Source organism: Calditrichota bacterium, from assembly GCA_014359355.1.
Taxonomy (GTDB): domain Bacteria; phylum Zhuqueibacterota; class Zhuqueibacteria; order JANLFK01; family Oleimicrobiaceae; genus Oleimicrobium.
Genome location: JACIZP010000035.1, coordinates 1 through 14,912, shown reverse-complemented (window position 1 = coordinate 14,912; position 14,912 = coordinate 1). Strand labels below are relative to the sequence as shown.

At 61.9% G+C, this 14,912-nt stretch carries 17 protein-coding genes and 1 tRNA gene; 7 read left to right on the top strand and 11 right to left on the bottom strand.

The features are described from left to right. From H5U38_01715 to H5U38_01665, 11 genes are all read right to left on the bottom strand, one after another. Positions 1 to 838, bottom strand: an 838-nt coding sequence (locus H5U38_01715; GenBank protein ID MBC7185730.1) for a sodium ion-translocating decarboxylase subunit beta, incomplete at its 3' end; no start/stop codon positions are given. 1 nt (position 839) lies between these two features. Next, positions 840 to 1,331, bottom strand: coding sequence for a biotin/lipoyl-binding protein (locus H5U38_01710; protein MBC7185729.1), 492 nt, complete (start codon positions 1,329 to 1,331; stop codon positions 840 to 842). 6 nt (positions 1,332 to 1,337) lie between these two features. After that, entirely contained in the window at positions 1,338 to 1,688 is a 351-nt protein-coding gene (locus H5U38_01705) for an OadG family protein (protein ID MBC7185728.1), read from the bottom strand. Positions 1,689 to 1,696: 8 nt separating this feature from the next. Further along, complete coding sequence (locus H5U38_01700) at positions 1,697 to 3,247, bottom strand: acyl-CoA carboxylase subunit beta (protein ID MBC7185727.1); 1,551 nt, start codon at positions 3,245 to 3,247, stop codon at positions 1,697 to 1,699. Beyond that, complete coding sequence (gene mce / locus H5U38_01695; GenBank protein MBC7185726.1) at positions 3,237 to 3,656, bottom strand: methylmalonyl-CoA epimerase; 420 nt, start codon at positions 3,654 to 3,656, stop codon at positions 3,237 to 3,239. Before mce ends, H5U38_01700 begins: the two co-directional genes overlap by 11 nt. Further along, positions 3,653 to 4,606 (bottom strand): methylmalonyl Co-A mutase-associated GTPase MeaB, encoded by a 954-nt coding sequence (meaB, locus tag H5U38_01690; protein MBC7185725.1) that lies wholly within the window; start codon positions 4,604 to 4,606, stop codon positions 3,653 to 3,655. The genes mce and meaB overlap by 4 nt, the downstream gene beginning before the upstream one ends. After that, on the bottom strand, positions 4,603 to 5,013 hold the full coding sequence (locus H5U38_01685; protein ID MBC7185724.1) for a cobalamin B12-binding domain-containing protein: 411 nt from the start codon (positions 5,011 to 5,013) through the stop codon (positions 4,603 to 4,605). Before H5U38_01685 ends, meaB begins: the two co-directional genes overlap by 4 nt. 10 nt (positions 5,014 to 5,023) lie before the next feature. Then, positions 5,024 to 6,697 (bottom strand): methylmalonyl-CoA mutase family protein, encoded by a 1,674-nt coding sequence (locus H5U38_01680; protein MBC7185723.1) that lies wholly within the window; start codon positions 6,695 to 6,697, stop codon positions 5,024 to 5,026. A gap of 127 nt (positions 6,698 to 6,824) precedes the next feature. Further along, positions 6,825 to 7,631 (bottom strand): metal ABC transporter permease, encoded by an 807-nt coding sequence (locus H5U38_01675; protein ID MBC7185722.1) that lies wholly within the window; start codon positions 7,629 to 7,631, stop codon positions 6,825 to 6,827. Next, a complete protein-coding gene (locus tag H5U38_01670) occupies positions 7,624 to 8,379 on the bottom strand; it encodes a metal ABC transporter ATP-binding protein (GenBank protein MBC7185721.1) in 756 nt (251 codons plus the stop codon). The genes H5U38_01675 and H5U38_01670 overlap by 8 nt, the downstream gene beginning before the upstream one ends. Next, the gene (locus H5U38_01665; protein ID MBC7185720.1) at positions 8,376 to 9,254 is read right to left on the bottom strand and encodes a zinc ABC transporter substrate-binding protein; all 879 of its coding nucleotides are present in this window, start codon (positions 9,252 to 9,254) and stop codon (positions 8,376 to 8,378) included. Before H5U38_01665 ends, H5U38_01670 begins: the two co-directional genes overlap by 4 nt. A gap of 436 nt (positions 9,255 to 9,690) precedes the next feature. On the opposite strand from H5U38_01665, the gene H5U38_01660 reads away from it, so the two are divergent. The 7 genes from H5U38_01660 to H5U38_01630 form a co-directional block, all read left to right on the top strand. Next, a tRNA-Thr gene (locus tag H5U38_01660) sits at positions 9,691 to 9,763 on the top strand. Between the two features lie 58 nt (positions 9,764 to 9,821). Further along, positions 9,822 to 10,754: a PorV/PorQ family protein gene (locus tag H5U38_01655; protein MBC7185719.1), complete on the top strand. Its 933-nt coding sequence runs from the start codon at positions 9,822 to 9,824 to the stop codon at positions 10,752 to 10,754. A gap of 118 nt (positions 10,755 to 10,872) precedes the next feature. Then, positions 10,873 to 11,982: a tRNA 2-thiouridine(34) synthase MnmA gene (gene mnmA, locus H5U38_01650; GenBank protein MBC7185718.1), complete on the top strand. Its 1,110-nt coding sequence runs from the start codon at positions 10,873 to 10,875 to the stop codon at positions 11,980 to 11,982. A 5-nt stretch (positions 11,983 to 11,987) separates the two neighbouring features. After that, on the top strand, positions 11,988 to 12,809 hold the full coding sequence (panB, locus tag H5U38_01645; protein MBC7185717.1) for a 3-methyl-2-oxobutanoate hydroxymethyltransferase: 822 nt from the start codon (positions 11,988 to 11,990) through the stop codon (positions 12,807 to 12,809). Between the two features lie 21 nt (positions 12,810 to 12,830). Next, complete coding sequence (locus H5U38_01640; protein ID MBC7185716.1) at positions 12,831 to 13,676, top strand: pantoate--beta-alanine ligase; 846 nt, start codon at positions 12,831 to 12,833, stop codon at positions 13,674 to 13,676. After that, positions 13,676 to 14,461 (top strand): NTP transferase domain-containing protein, encoded by a 786-nt coding sequence (locus H5U38_01635; protein ID MBC7185715.1) that lies wholly within the window; start codon positions 13,676 to 13,678, stop codon positions 14,459 to 14,461. Before H5U38_01640 ends, H5U38_01635 begins: the two co-directional genes overlap by 1 nt. Positions 14,462 to 14,550: 89 nt before the next feature. After that, positions 14,551 to 14,912: site-specific DNA-methyltransferase (locus H5U38_01630; GenBank protein MBC7185714.1), on the top strand; the 362-nt coding region annotated here is incomplete at its 3' end.

Genomic DNA, 14,912 nt, shown 5'->3' with positions numbered 1-14,912 from the left:
GGGTGCTGGCGCCCACCGAGAAGGCGAGGAGAATGGTGCAGATGTCCAGCAGGGCGGTGCCCGCAGTCTTGGCCAGACGGCCGGTCACGCCGCTTTCCTTGAGGAGGTTGCCCAGCATGAGCATGCCTACCAGGGGCAGAGAGCCCGGGGCCACCAAAGCCGCCACCAACAGTACCGCGATGGGGAAGATGATCTTTTCCCGCTGGCTCACGGGTCGCGGCGGTTTCATGCGAATGAGCTTCTCCTTGCGCGTGGTCAGGAGGCGCATAACCGGCGGCTGAATGAGGGGCACCAGGGCGATGTACGAATAGCCGGCGATGGCGATGGGCCCGAGAAAGTGGGGCGCCAGCAGCGACGCCAAGAAGATCGAGGTGGGACCATCTGCCCCGCCGATGATGCCGATGGAGGCAGCCTCCTTTGTGGTGAATCCCAGCAGGATAGCGCCGAAGAAAGTGGCGAAGATACCTAGCTGGGCGGCCGCGCCCAGAAGCACAGACTTGGGGTTGGAGATGAGGGACGAAAAGTCAGTCAACGCCCCAATTCCCAAGAAGATGAGCGGCGGCAGCACGCCCGAAGTCACGCCATAGTAGAAGAGGCTGAACACGCTGTTCTGCGGATAGCCATTGCTCACCGTGTCGTACACACCAAGGGGCATGCCAGCGCCATAGGGCATGTTGCCGACGATGATGCCAAAGCCGATGGGTACCAGCAGCAGCGGCTCGTACTTCTTGGCAATGGCCAGATAGATCGCCACACAACCGACGACAATCATCAGGAGGTTGCCCACCTCCATGTTCGCGAAGCCGGTGGTGCGCACCAGTTTAAAAAAGAGCTCCATGCTATCCCTCCACCGGCTTGAGAAGGACGAGCACGTCACCCTGGTTGACAGAATCCCCTTCCCGGTAGCGCACGTCGATCACCACCCCCTCGGTCTGCGAGGTCACTTCGTTTTCCATTTTCATGGCTTCCAAGATGGCCACGGCCTGACCCCGCCTGACCACGTCGCCATCGCGCACCAGGATCTTGACGATGAGTCCAGGCAAAGGGGCGGCGATGGCATAGTCGCTGCCGACCGTCTTCGGGCGATGGATTGGCGAACCAGGGGCAACGCGCTTAGCCGGGGCGAACACAGGTACCTGCGGCTCCAAGGCCGAGGGAGGCGGCGCAGGCGCAGGCCTTACCTCGGCGACCTGCTCGCTGCCCAGGTCCTTGAGCGCCACCTTGTAGGGCTTGCCATCGACCGCAATGGTGGCCTCCTGCGGGCCAAAGTCGCTGATGACTACCGTGTACTCTTTTCCTTCGATCTCCAATATCAGCTTCTTTTCCTTCATCTCCTCCTACCTCGCGGGGCGCTGGCGCTGCCCATAGCGGAACCCGAGCTTCCAACCGGTGCGGACGTCGCCGCGTTCAAAAGTGACCGCGCTTTCCGGAACTTCCAGGTGCAAGCGCCGATACAACTCGACGGCCGTGCCAATGGCCAACAGGTGCTCGCGGGGCACCTCGGCTGCTGGCGCCTTTGCCACCGTCACCTCTGGAACCGCCGCGGCTTCCTTGCGTCGCTTCGCTATGCTCGCGAACCAATTGAATAGGGAAATAGCCAGCCAGATGAGCGTCAGGCCGGCAAAGACCACGGCCAAGCCGGCAGCGACGATCGCTAATGCCTCGGTGATGTTGTGACTTCCAAACATTGACTTGCCTACAACGGAATGTTGCCGTGCTTCTTGGGCGGGTTCTCGTCCCGCTTGTTCTTCAGCATCTCCAGGGCTTTGATGAGCTTGTAACGCGTCACCTTCGGCTCGATGACCTCGTCGATCATGCCCCGGCTGGCAGCAACGTACGGATTGGCGAACTTTTCGCGGTATTCCTGGATCTTCTCGGCCAGTTTCTTCTCCGGGTCCTCGGCCGCCTGAATCTCCTTGGCGTAAATGATTTCGCTCGCCCCTTCCGGCCCCATGACGGCAATCTCCGCCGTGGGCCAGGCGTAAATGATGTCGCCGCGCAGTTGCTTGGAGTTCATGACGCAGAAGGCGCCACCATACGCCTTGCGCGTGATCACGGTGATCTTGGGCACGGTGGCCTCGGCGTACGCATAGAGCATCTTTGCGCCGTGGGCAATGATGCCGTTGTACTCCTGAGCCGTGCCAGGCATGAAACCGGGCACATCCTCGAAGGTGATCACTGGGATGTTGAAACAGTCGCAGAAGCGCACAAAGCGCGCCGCCTTTACCGAAGCCTTGCAGTCCAACACCCCGGCCAGATGCTTGGGTTGATTGGCGACAATGCCCACCGAGCGGCCGTTCAAGCGTCCGAAACCGATGATGACATTGGGCGCGAACAGCTCCTGCACCTCTAAGAACTCGTTGTTGTCCAGGACCGTCCTGATAATCGTCTTCATGTCGTACGGCTTGTTCGGGCTCTCTGGGACGATGTAGTTGAGCTCCTCGCTGAGGCGGTCGGTGGGGTCGTTGTTGGGGATGACCACCGGCTCCTCCATGTTGTTCTGCGGCAGGTACCGCAACAGGGTACGGATGCCCTCGAACAGGCTGTGTTCGTTGTCAAAGGTAAAGTGGGTGATGCCGCTCTTGGTGGCATGCACGTCGGCGCCCCCCAGCTCGTCGGCCGAGACTTCTTCGTGCGTCACCTGCTTGACCACCTTCGGGCCGGTGAGGAACATGAACGACGTGCGCCGCACCATGAAGATAAAGTCGGTGAGCGCGGGCGAGTAAACTGCCCCCCCTGCGGCCGGACCAACCACTGCGCTTATCTGCGGGATCACGCCGGAGTAGAGCACGTTGCGCAGGAAGATGTCGGTGTAGCCGGCAAGGGCGTCCACCCCCTCCTGGATGCGGGCGCCACCCGAGTCGTTGATGCCGATAATGGGTGCTCCCACCTTGGCGGCCATGTCCATAACCTTGACCACCTTTTCAGCCACCACTTGCGACAACGAGCCGCCGTACACGGTAAAGTCGAAGGAGTAGACGAACACCAGGCGGCCGAAGATGCTGCCGTAGCCGGTGATGATGCCGTCACCAAAAACCTGCTTATCCCCCAGGCCTACCTGGCTGGTGGTGGAGGTGCGGAACATGTCCAGCTCTTCGAAGCTGTTCTTGTCCAGGAGCAGACTGATGCGCTCGCGGGCGGTCAGCTTGCCTTTGGCATGCTGCTTCTCGATGGACTCGATGCCCCCACCCAGGCGGGCGATCTCTTGCTTCTGCTTCAGTTCGAGTATCTTGCGCTCAATGCTCATGACTTTCTCCCCGGTGCTGGCAGATTTCGGTCAGCACCTTGCCTGACGAACTGGGGTGGATGAAGGCGATCTCTGTGTCGTGGGCCCCACGTCGCGGGACCTGGTCCAGCATGCGCACCCCGTGTTGCTGCAAATGGGCGATTTCGGCGACGATGTCGTCGCTTTCATAGGCCACATGGTGCAGGCCCTCGCCGCGTTTTTCCAAGAATGAGGCGATGGGACTGTCCGGGCTCAGCGGCTCCAATAGCTCGATGGTGGCCTCGCCTACTTTGAACATGGCGACCCGCACTTTTTGCTCCGGCACTTCTTCCATGGCCTGCAATGGGAGTCCCAGCACATCGCGGTAGAAGGTAAGGTGGTCAGCCAACGAGCGAACGGCAATGCCGATGTGGGCAATCTGCTTAATCATGGTCGTCTGTGCTCCTGCCAGAATTCCTGAAGACCTTCGCGCACGAGGGCGTAGGGGCCACAGCGCCGCTCCGCGACGCATTGCACCCAAGCGTCCAAGCGCCCCTCGAGGTCGAGAACGGCGTTTGCTTTCTCCTGCACTTTTGCGGCGACGATGCGCTGCAATTCGCGCGCTATGCGCTCCCGGCGGCGTTGCGCCAGGGTCCCATTTGCCACAAGGGTGGCATGGTAATCGGCCAGCGCCGCCACCAGCTCGTCGATGCCCTGGCCGTTGAGGGCAGAGGTCATCACGATGGGGCGCGGCGGCTGTGCCCGCTCCTGCGCCAGGCCTAGCACGTACTCCACCTGCGCGCGCACCTTGGCCGCTTCCGGCTTGTCGCTCTTGTTCACGACAAAGATGTCGCCGATTTCCATGATGCCGGCCTTGAGCGCCTGGATCTCGTCGCCAAGCCCAGGCACTAAGACGAGAACCACGATGTCGGCCAGCTCCATGACCTCGATTTCGCTCTGGCCAACGCCCATCGTCTCCACCAGCACGCGGTCGAAACCGGCGGCATCCAAAACCTTGATGGCGTCGGCGGTGGCGCCGGCCACGCCACCCAGATGGCCGCGGGAGGCCATGGAGCGGATGAACACGCCGTTGTCGGTGGCGTGGTTCTGCATGCGGAGGCGGTCGCCAAGGATGGCCCCCCCAGAGAATGGCGAGCTGGGGTCCACGGCGATGACCCCCACGCGCCTGCCCTGGGCCCGTTCCTGCCAGATAAGACGGTCCACCAGGCTGCTCTTACCCGAACCCGGCGGCCCAGTGATGCCCAGCACCAAGGCGCGGCCACAGTGCAGGCTGAGGGCGTCGATGAGCGACTCTTTGTCGGGATGGTCGTTCTCGATCCAGCTCATCGCCCGAGCGACGGCCACGGTTTCGCCCGCCAACACCCGGTCCGCTAAGTTCATCTGTTCTCGACCCGTGCCCGGTTGCTCTCAATGAATTCGATGACTTTGGACATGGGTGTGCCGGGGGTGAAGATCGCCTCCACGCCTTGCGCCCGGAGGAAGGGGATGTCATCTTGGGGGATGATCCCCCCGCCAAACACGACGATCTGCTCGCCACCGCGCTCGCGAAGCAGTCTCACCACCTCCGGGAAGAGCTCGTTGTGCGCCCCCGAAAGGAGGCTGAGCCCCACAAAATCCACATCCTCCTGGATGGCCGCGTTGGCTATGGCTTCAGGCGATTGGCGGATCCCTGTGTAGATGACCTCGTAGCCGGCGTCCTTCAAGGCGCGGGCCACGTACTTGGCGCCCCGGTCGTGGCCGTCCAATCCGGGTTTGGCAATGAGTATGCGAATTCTCTTCTTCGCCATCTCAAGTTCCTCAGAGCACCACGGTTTCCTGGTATTCGCCGAACTCCTGCCTGAACACGTTGCAGATCTCGCCCAGGGTGGCATAGGCGCGGGCGGCATCCAGCACAAAAGGCATCACATTGACATCGGGTTGGCGGGCTGCCTCGCGCAAGGCGGCTAACTTGAGCCGCACCGCCTCGTTGTCGCGTTGTGCCTTCACCTCGGCCAGCTTGTTGACCTGGACCTGGTGCAGGTTGGGGTCCACGCGCAGGATGTTCTTCGGCGGGGGCTCGTCGATGACGTAGGCGTTGACGCCCACTACAATCCGCTCGCCTTTTTCCACTTCGCGTTGGTAGCGATAGGCTGCATCCTGAATCTCACGCTGGACGTAGCCCTTCTCTATGGCAGCCACCATGCCGCCCATCTTGTCGATCTCGTCCAGGTACTTCCATACCTCGCTCTCGATGGCGTCGGTGAGAGCTTCCACGTAGTAGGACCCCGCCAGCGGGTCGACCGTATTGGTCACACCAGATTCGTGGGCGACGATCTGCTGCGTGCGCAAGGCGATGCGCACGGACTCCTCGGTGGGCAGGCTCAACGCCTCGTCCCGCGAGTTGGTGTGCAGACTTTGCGTGCCGCCAAGCACTGCAGCCAAAGTCTGGATGGTCACGCGCACCACGTTGTTGTCCGGCTGCTGTGCGGTCAGGGTGCTACCCCCTGTCTGCGTGTGGAAGCGCAGCATCATCGATCTGGGGTCCTTGGCGCCGAACCGTTCTTTCATGATCTTCGCCCAGATGCGGCGCGCCGCCCGGAACTTGGCTACCTCCTCGAAAAGGTCATTGTAGGCATTGAAGAAAAAGGAGAGGCGCCCGGCAAAACGGTCCACATCCAGTCCTGCATCGAGCGCTGCCTGCACGTAGGCGATGCCGTTGGCCAGGGTAAAGGCCACCTCCTGCACTGCCGTCGCCCCAGCCTCGCGAATGTGGTAGCCGGAAATGCTGATCGTGTTCCACTTGGGCACCTCGCGCGCGCAGTACTCGAAGATGTTCGTAATCAGCCGCAGAGAATGCTTCGGCGGAAAGATGTAGGTGCCGCGGGCCACGTACTCCTTGAGGATGTCGTTCTGGATGGTGCCCTCCAGCTGCGAAGGCGGCACGCCCTGTTTTTCCGCCACGACGATGTAAAAGGCCAACAACACACAAGCCGGGGCGTTGATGGTCATGGAGGTGGATACCTTGTCCAAAGGTATGCCGTCGAACAGGATCTCCATGTCCCGCAGCGTATCGATGGCGACGCCGACTTTGCCTACTTCGCCCCGGGCTCGAGGATCGTCGGAGTCGTAGCCGATCTGCGTGGGGAGGTCAAAGGCCACCGAAAGGCCTGTCTGCCCCTGGCTCAGCAGGTACTTGTACCTGGCGTTGGACTCCTCGGCAGTGCCGAAGCCGGCGTACTGGCGCATCGTCCACAGCCTGCCGCGATACATGGTTGGCTGCACGCCGCGCGTGAAAGGGTACTGGCCTGGAAAACCTAATTTCTCCTGGTACTCCTCCGGCGTCAATGGCGTTGGCAGGTAGAGGCGGTCAACCGGAAGCCACGAGCCTGTAGAAAACGATGCCTTGCGCTCTGGGTGAGATTGCAGCACCTTGTTGAGGACCTTCTGCTCCCACTGCGTGCGTTCGTCATGCAAAAAACCGGTGTCGTCCATGCTTTTCCGAGCACCTCCGCGAAATGGCCTGGTGTTGTCGATAAGGGGTAGTAAAGATAAGAAAAAATAGCAAAAGGAAACAGCACTTTTTCAGGGGGGGCGGATTCTTCTACTGCGCCACGCACGCTCACCGGCGCAAGAGAAAGGATGTTGCCGCCACGGCAATGAAGAAGACGAGCGCCTGCACGAGGATGATGGTGGGGCCACTCGGAACGTCCAGGAAGTAGGACACAATCAGGCCGACCACGGCACTACTCATGCCGATGGCAACCGAAAGGAGTGTCATCTGGCGGAATGTGCGGGCGAGCAGGCGCGCCGCTGCGGCGGGCACAACAAGAAACGCCGCGATGAGCACGATGCCCACCACCTTGATGGCCACAACCACAGTCACGGCAATGAGCAGGATGAGGAGGTAGTCGTCTCTTGCCACAGGGAGGCGGTCCGCTTGCGCCAGCTCGCGGTCGAACGAGGCATAGGACCAACGCCGCCAAAGCGGCAGTGCTACCAAGGTGAGAACTAACACCCCGCCAGTCAGCCAGAGGTCTGCGTTGCTCACGGCGAGGATGGAGCCAAAGAGGTAGGTGAAGGCGTCGGCCGTGTACTGCCTGCGCAGAAAAAGGAAGAGCACGCCAAGGGCCATTGCCACGGAAAAGAAGATCCCTACTGCGGTGTCGCCGCCCAACTTGGTGCGATTGTGCACCCATGCGATGCCCAAGGCCACGAGCAACGTGAACGGGACTGCCACCCAGAGGGGCTCAGTGTTCAGCAGAAGGCCGAGGGCCACCCCGCCGAAGGCCGCGTGCGCCAAGCCACTGCCCAGGAAGCTCAGCCCCCGTTGCACCACAAAGACGCCGTAGTAGCTGGCAAGAAAGCCCACCAGCACTCCCCCTACAAGCGCTCTCTGCATGAAAGGGAGGGAGAAGAGCTCAGCCATGGGAGTCCATGAGAAACTTCAGTTCGTGCGCATGGCCGACGTGGCCAAAGGCGGCGCGCAGATTGTCCTCGTGCAGCGCCTCCCGCGGCGGCCCAAAACTGATTTGGACGCGATTGAGAAGCAACACCAAGTCCGCATGGTGAGTAGCCGCGTGCCAGTCATGGGTGACCATGAGCAGTGTCGCACCGGATTCCTCTTGGTACGCCTCAAGCATGTGGTACATGTCGGCTTCGCCGATGGCGTCGATGCCGGTGGCGGGCTCGTCGAGCATCACCAGCTTGGGACGACGCACCATGCTCCGGGCCAGGCAGACCCGCTGCAGCTCTCCTCCTGAGAGCTTGGCCAAGGGACGCTGTGCCAAATGCGCGGCGCCCACGCGGGCAAGCGCCGCCATGGCTTCCTCGCGCGCCTGCCGCCGAGACGACCACGGCCAACGCCTGGTGACACCGGTCATCACCAGCTCGATGCTCAATGCCGGAAAAGAGCGATCCATGGTTTTCACTTGCGGCACATAGCCGATCAGCTCAGGAGACACCTCATCTGGTGCCCGGCCCCAGATGCGCACCGAGCCGCTGGTCGGAGGCAGGAGCCCGAGCAGTACCTTCAAGAATGTCGACTTGCCGCCGCCATTGGGCCCGACTATGGCCACAAATGCATTTTCCGGTATGGCCAGGTTCACACCCGACAGGGCCACGTGCTCACCGAAGCGCACGCTGAGGTTGTTTACTTCGACCGCCATCCTGCTCATTGCAGCACCTGTGCCAAGATGCGCGCATTGTACCACAACAACTGTGCGTAGGAGGTCCTTCCTTCCACACCCCCGAGAGGGTCGAGCTGGAAGATGGGAATGCCGGCTGCCTCTGCTACCACGCGCGCAGGGCGGTCCGGAAGCTGGGGATGGGTGAAGATGGCCTTTGCGCCGGCGGTACGCACGGCGAGTGTCAAGCGTTGGAGGTCCCGGGCGCTCGGCTCACTGCCGGCAGCGAATTCCACTGTGCCCACCACTTCGATGCCGAAGCGGCGGAGGAAATAATTGAAGAACGGGTGCGCCAAGATCACCCGCGACCCCCGCGCCTTCCTCAGCTCCGCAGCGATTGCCGTGGTCAAACTGTCCAGCTGCCGGGCAAATATAGCAGCGTTGCGGCGGTAGACAACGCACCCGGCTGCGTCCACCTTGCATAGGGAATCGACCAGCGCCGGGAGCATGGCGCGCACCAGCAGGGGATCGGTCCAAAAGTGCGGATCCACGCCCTGGTGGGAGTGTGCATGTGGCGCCGGCTTGGTGTTCCCGGGCGTGCCCAGCTGGAGGAGCGAATCCTTGGGTACCAGATCGAGCAAGGTAAACTTGTGGGGACAGGGCAATTCATCCGCCCAGTCGTCCAGGCCATGCCCACCGCTGAACAGGGCTGTTGCCTCTTGTGCCGCGCGGATGTCGGAGGGGCGAAGGTGGTGTGTGTGCGGAGACGCCCCTGGGGGCAACAGAGCCCGCACCTGCGCCCGCTCGCCGACAACCTCCTGGAGGATGAAGCGAAAGGGCTGGATGGTGGTCACGTAGCTCACCTGCTGCGCGCTGGCACCTGTGACGAGGAAGCTGCTTAAGGCTATCGAGAGCGTTACCCGCATCGCGCTTCCCTCCTCTTGGCTTGAAAAACTATAAAACTTTTGCGCAAATGCAAGGGGTTTGTGCTTCAAAGCCTGTCTTCGCGCAGGACAGGGACATCGGGGGTAGGCCATGCTGAGAAGTTGGAACCGCTCGGGAGAACGGACCTTAAGCGGGCAAGCGCCACAGTGCCGGCCAGGGCGATCGGCCGTCCGCTGCCGAAAAGACGCTTGTCGACTGCGCCTCGAAGAACCCGCTGGATCCCGGGAAAATGGCAGGGATGCAAGTCGGTATTCCAGAGGGCTGCAGACTAACCCCGCTCCCTGCAGGGAGGCAGGCGACGGGCCTGCGGCGCGAAGGCTTGTCGTTGCCTGGCCACCCCACTCCGCATCACATTTTCGCTTGATTCACAAGCGGCAAATTGCTACATTACTGGCGCCAGCGGCAAATGCCGACCTTGCCACCTTAGCTCAGCTGGTAGAGCGGCTCACTCGTAATGAGCAGGTCGTCGGTTCGATTCCGACAGGTGGCTCTCCTGAGCATTCGCAGGGATGTGCCGGTGGCCGCCCGTCGCGTCTTGAGGTGGAGGTATGCGTAGCAAGCGTCTTTCAATCTCCGCACTGCTTGTTGCCCTCTTGGTGAGTGCGGTGGCGCACGGCGCCTCTCCCGGGACCGCGGGCTACCAGTTCCTGCGCACCCACGTGGGGGCACGGCCCAGCGCCATGGGGGGGACCTTCGTGGCCGTACCTGGCGACGTCCACTGCCTTTTCTACAACCCGGCAGGGCTGGCGGAAATTAGTAGCCGCAGCGCGACCCTCACCTATTTGAAGCACGTGCTCGATTTTCACTCCGGGTTTGTGGCCTACGCGCAGCCGGTGGCAGCACGGACCGTTGGGGCCGTCGGCGTGAATTACATCAACTATGGCACCTTTAAGCGGCGGGACGAGTTAGGGCAGGAGCAGGGGGAGTTCGGCGCTGGCGGATTGTCGTTAGCCGCCGCTGCGGCCTACAAGGTCCTGCCGACCTTGCTCCTCGGGGCCGGGGTCAAGCTGGTCTATGCGTCCATCGACCACTACCGTTCCAGTGCGCTGGTGGCTGACGCCGGTGTGCTGTATCACACGCCTGTCCATGACTTGGATGTGGCCGCTGGGGTGGCAAATGTGGGCGCTGTGCTTTCGCCCTTTGCGGAGGAAAAAGACCGGCTCCCCGTGGCTTATCGGCTGGGGCTGATGAAGCGGCTGGAGCATCTGCCTTTGCTTTTGGGCGTCACGACGTACAAGTACCCGGACGACGTCTGGCAGTGGACCATTGGCGGCGAGTTCACGGTGGGCGAAGGCTTCTTCCTGCGGTGGGGGTACGATTCCATCGGCTCCGATATGGATGTGGGCAGCAACAAGGACTATCTGGCGGGCATATCGCTCGGTTTCGGGATCACATGGCGATCGTATCGGTTCGACTATTCCTTCTCGTCCATGGGAGAAGTGGGTAGCCAAAATCGGTTCACCTTCAGCGGAGCGTTTTGACCCATTCGGAGCCCGATAGCTGCCTGCGTTGGTCAGCATCTGAGCGATCCGTGTCCCGCATCGGGGAGCGGATTTTTTTGTTGTGACTGGCAAGGCAAAAGGGGGGCATACCCGACTGATGAAGACCGTATCTGTGGACAAAGACCAGGGGGTGGTGGCAGTGGCCATGAGCGGCGGCGTGGACAGCTCGGTGGCGGCAGCCCTGCTCAAGCAGCAAGGGTACACCGTCAAAGGGTTGACCATGCGCCTGTGGGAAGGGCCGTCGCCGCAGCCGCACAGTTGCTGTGCGTCGGAAGCAGTGCGCGACGCACAAGCGGTGTGTGAGAAGCTTGGTATTCGCCATTACATCATCGACCTGCGGCGGGAGTTCGAGCACGAGGTGGTGGTGAACTTCGTGGAGGAGTACCTGCGCGGCCGCACGCCGAACCCTTGCGTATTGTGCAACGCGCGCATCAAGTGGGGGGAGCTCCTCCAGGTGGCAATGAGCCTGGGCGCCACCCACCTGGCCACCGGACATTACGCGCGCCTTGCTTTTTCCTCGGAGGCAGGGCGCTTTGTGCTCCGCAAAGGGCTTGACAGCCACAAGGACCAGTCCTATGCCCTTTGGGGACTGACGCAGCACCAGTTGGCCCACACGCTCTTTCCCTTGGGCGGAATGCGCAAGAAGGAGGTGCGGCAACTGGCCGCCTCGTGGGGATTGCCCACTGCCGATCGGCCAGAGAGCCAAGAGGTCTGTTTTGTGCCGGAAGGCCATTACGGCGACTTTGTGAATGAGTGGGCAGGGCGGCTGGGCAAGCGCGTGGCTCCGGGCGAGGTGGTGGACAGCGTGGGCAGGGTCCTTGGAGAGCACCGGGGTTACCCGTTCTACACCATAGGCCAGCGCAAAGGCGTGGGAGTGGCTGTCGGACGTCCCGTCTACGTCGTGGATATCGATCCGGCGCAGAACCGCCTGCAGGTGGGTACCGCCGAAGAGTTGCTGTCCACCGGCTTGGAGGCAACACCGGTGAACTGGGTCTCTGTTGAGTGCCCGGAGGCGGGTCGGGTGGTAACCGCCAAGATTCGCTACAAGGATACGGGATTTGCGGCGACCGTCGAGTACGCAGACAAGGAGCGCCTGATCTTGCGCTTTGGGAAACCACAGCGCGCCGTCACGCCAGGGCAGTCGGTGGTGCTCTATGATGGTGACCTGGTGCTCGGCGGCGGCGTTATTCACACCAGGAGAAGATAAGCCTCATGGCAGAACGCAAGAAGGTGACCGTCCCTCTCCTGATCGAGATGAAGCGGCGCGGGGAGAAGATCGCTGCCCTCACCGCCTACGACGCCACCATGGGCGCCTTGTTAGACGAGGCAGGCCTCGACCTCATCCTGGTGGGCGATTCCGCGGCGATGGTGGTGGCCGGCTACGAGACGACTCTGCCCATGAGCATGGAGGCCATGCTTTACCACACGGCGGCCGTACGGCGCGGGGTGAAGCAGGCGCTCCTGGTGGCGGACATGCCTTTCCTCTCGTATCAGGTCACCATCGAGGAGGCGGTGCGCAACGCCGGTCGCTTCTTCCAGGAAGCGGGTGCTGAGGCAGTCAAGATCGAAGGCGGCGCAGAGATGGCAGAGACCATTCGTCGCCTGACTGTCGTGGGAATGCCGGTACTTGGCCACCTCGGCCTCACGCCCCAATCCATTCGCAAATTCGGCGGCTACGTGCTGCAGGGCACCACGGAGCAAGAGGCTGAACGTCTCTTGGACGACGCCCATGCCTTGGAGCAGGCAGGTGTTTTTGGTATTGTCCTGGAGAAGGTCTCCTTAGAGGTAGCAAAGCGCATTACGGAGGCAGTGTCCGTGCCTACCATCGGCATCGGTGCTGGCCCCCATTGCGACGGCCAGATCCTGGTGACGTACGACATGCTTGGGCTCTTTGAAAAGTTCCGCCCCAAATATGTGCGGCGATATGCGGAGCTGGCGCGCATCATCCGCCAAGCCTGCACTGGCTATGTCGACGATGTCAAGCGGGGGCAGTTCCCCAGCATAGAGGAGAGCTACACAGGGGAGCAGGAATAGGAGAACTTGCGGCGCATGGCGATCCAACTTGTGGAAAAGGTGCGGGACATGCAGCTCCAGGCCGAGCGCTGGCGCCAGGAGGGCAAGCTCATCGGCCTGGTGCCAACCATGGGCTACCTGCATGAGGGGCATCTCAGCCTGATTCGTATTGCCCGCGAGCGGGCAGACGTGGTGGTGACCAGCATCTTCGTCAATCCCACCCAATTTGCCCCGCATGAGGACTACCAGCGCTACCCGCGCGATCTGCCGCGCGATATGGCCCTTGCTGAGCAGGCCGGCTGCGATGTGATTTTTCACCCATCGGTGGAAGAGATGTACCCCGCCGGCTACCTGACCTACGTCGAAGTGGAAAAGATCACCGGCGTGCTGTGCGGGCGCTCCCGTCCCACCCACTTTCGCGGCGTGACGACCGTGGTGGCCAAGCTCTTCAACATCGTCAAGCCGCACGTGGCCGTCTTTGGCCAAAAGGACGCGCAGCAGGCGCTGGTGGTCAGGCGCATGGCGCAGGATCTCAACTTCGACTTGGAGATCGTCGTGGCGCCTATCGTCCGCGAGCCTGATGGGCTGGCCATGAGCTCGCGCAATTCATATCTGTCGCCAGAGGAGCGAAGACAGGCCGTGGTCTTGTCCAAGGCGCTGCAGCGGGCATCAGAATTGGTGGCAGCGGGCGAGCGAAGTGCGGCGCGCTTAATTGAGGAGATGGAGGCAGTCATCCGCACGGCTCCCTCAGCGAAGATCGATTACGTGGCAGTGGTGGACGCCAACACGTTAGAGGAGGTGAAGGAGCTGCGCGGCCAGGTGCTGATCGCGTTAGCGGTGTGGATTGGCAGCACCCGATTGATCGACAACGTGGTAGTGGAGGTTTGATGAGGAGCGGAGGGGTCGGGCAAGAAGAGGCGCGCCCGTTGGCGGCGGTCATTATGGCGGCCGGCAAAGGGAAGCGGATGAAGTCGGACCTAGCCAAGGTCTTGCACCAGGTACTCGGCCGTCCGATGGTGATGTACGTCATCGAACAGGCGCGGGCAGTAGGCGCGCATCCCATCATCGTCGTGGTGGGTCACCAACGTGAGCGCGTGATGGAGGTACTGCGGCGCACCGGGGTGTTGTTCGCCGTGCAGGAGGAACAGCTCGGCACTGCCCATGCGGTGGCGCAGGCCGAGCCGCTGTTGCGCGACTTTGCCGGCGACGTGCTCGTCCTGTGCGGCGACGTCCCTCTGCTCAGCCCGGAACGCATTCGCGAACTGATCCAGGTGCATCGCCGCACCCGGGCAGCGGCCACGCTGCTCGTGGGGCGCACAGAAAACCCATTTGGTTACGGGCGCATCATTCGCGATGAGCATGGCTTTGTCGACCGCATCGTGGAGGAGAAAGACGCCACGCCCGAGGAGCGCGCCATCCAGGAAGTGAATATCGGCACCTACGTGTTCGACGCCAGGAAGCTGTTTGCCACCATTCCGCTGGTGAGCAACGACAATGCGCAGGGCGAGTACTACCTGCCGGATGTGGTCAAGATCATGCGGAGCCGAGGCGAGCGCGTGGCGGCGGTGTTGACGCCGGATTTTGCCGAGAGTATGGGGGTGAACAGCGTGGAGCAGCTGCGCGAGGTGGAACAGGTGCTTGCTGCGCGGCAGCGCGGCGAAAAAAGCGGTTGACATTGACGGCGCGTTTTGCTTAATTTGCAAAGGCAGTTGTTCCCCGTAGAGGACGCGGGGCGGGCCAAAGAGGGTTGCGGGAGTTTGCGATGCGCACCCATCATCGCATCATTCTGGGCGACGCGCGACAGATGGCCGAAGTGCCGGACGAGTCGGTGCACCTCATCATCACCTCGCCGCCCTACTGGCAGCTGAAGGACTATGGCGACGAACGCCAGATCGGGTTCCACGACTCCTATGAGGACTATATCAACAACCTGAACCTGGTCTGGCAGGAATGCTTTCGCGTCCTGCACAAAGGCTGCCGGCTGTGTGTGAACATTGGCGACCAGTTTGCTCGCTCCGTCTACTACGGGCGTTACAAGGTCATCCCGATTCGGACGGAAATCATCAAGTTCTGTGAAACGCTGGGGATGGACTACATGGGGGCCATCATCTGGCAGAAGGTGAC

Bases quoted from the DNA above. Each gene is read 5' to 3' on its own strand.
- H5U38_01710 (MBC7185729.1), bottom strand. From the start codon at position 1,331: ATGAAGGAAAAGAAGCTGATATTGGAGATCGAAGGAAAAGAGTACACG.
- H5U38_01705 (MBC7185728.1), bottom strand. From the start codon at position 1,688: ATGTTTGGAAGTCACAACATCACCGAGGCATTAGCGATCGTCGCTGCC.
- H5U38_01700 (MBC7185727.1), bottom strand. From the start codon at position 3,247: ATGAGCATTGAGCGCAAGATACTCGAACTGAAGCAGAAGCAAGAGATC.
- mce (MBC7185726.1), bottom strand. From the start codon at position 3,656: ATGATTAAGCAGATTGCCCACATCGGCATTGCCGTTCGCTCGTTGGCT.
- meaB (MBC7185725.1), bottom strand. From the start codon at position 4,606: ATGAACTTAGCGGACCGGGTGTTGGCGGGCGAAACCGTGGCCGTCGCT.
- H5U38_01685 (MBC7185724.1), bottom strand. From the start codon at position 5,013: ATGGCGAAGAAGAGAATTCGCATACTCATTGCCAAACCCGGATTGGAC.
- H5U38_01680 (MBC7185723.1), bottom strand. From the start codon at position 6,697: ATGGACGACACCGGTTTTTTGCATGACGAACGCACGCAGTGGGAGCAG.
- H5U38_01675 (MBC7185722.1), bottom strand. From the start codon at position 7,631: ATGGCTGAGCTCTTCTCCCTCCCTTTCATGCAGAGAGCGCTTGTAGGG.
- H5U38_01670 (MBC7185721.1), bottom strand. From the start codon at position 8,379: ATGAGCAGGATGGCGGTCGAAGTAAACAACCTCAGCGTGCGCTTCGGT.
- H5U38_01665 (MBC7185720.1), bottom strand. From the start codon at position 9,254: ATGCGGGTAACGCTCTCGATAGCCTTAAGCAGCTTCCTCGTCACAGGT.
- H5U38_01655 (MBC7185719.1), top strand. From the start codon at position 9,822: ATGCGTAGCAAGCGTCTTTCAATCTCCGCACTGCTTGTTGCCCTCTTG.
- mnmA (MBC7185718.1), top strand. From the start codon at position 10,873: ATGAAGACCGTATCTGTGGACAAAGACCAGGGGGTGGTGGCAGTGGCC.
- panB (MBC7185717.1), top strand. From the start codon at position 11,988: ATGGCAGAACGCAAGAAGGTGACCGTCCCTCTCCTGATCGAGATGAAG.
- H5U38_01635 (MBC7185715.1), top strand. From the start codon at position 13,676: ATGAGGAGCGGAGGGGTCGGGCAAGAAGAGGCGCGCCCGTTGGCGGCG.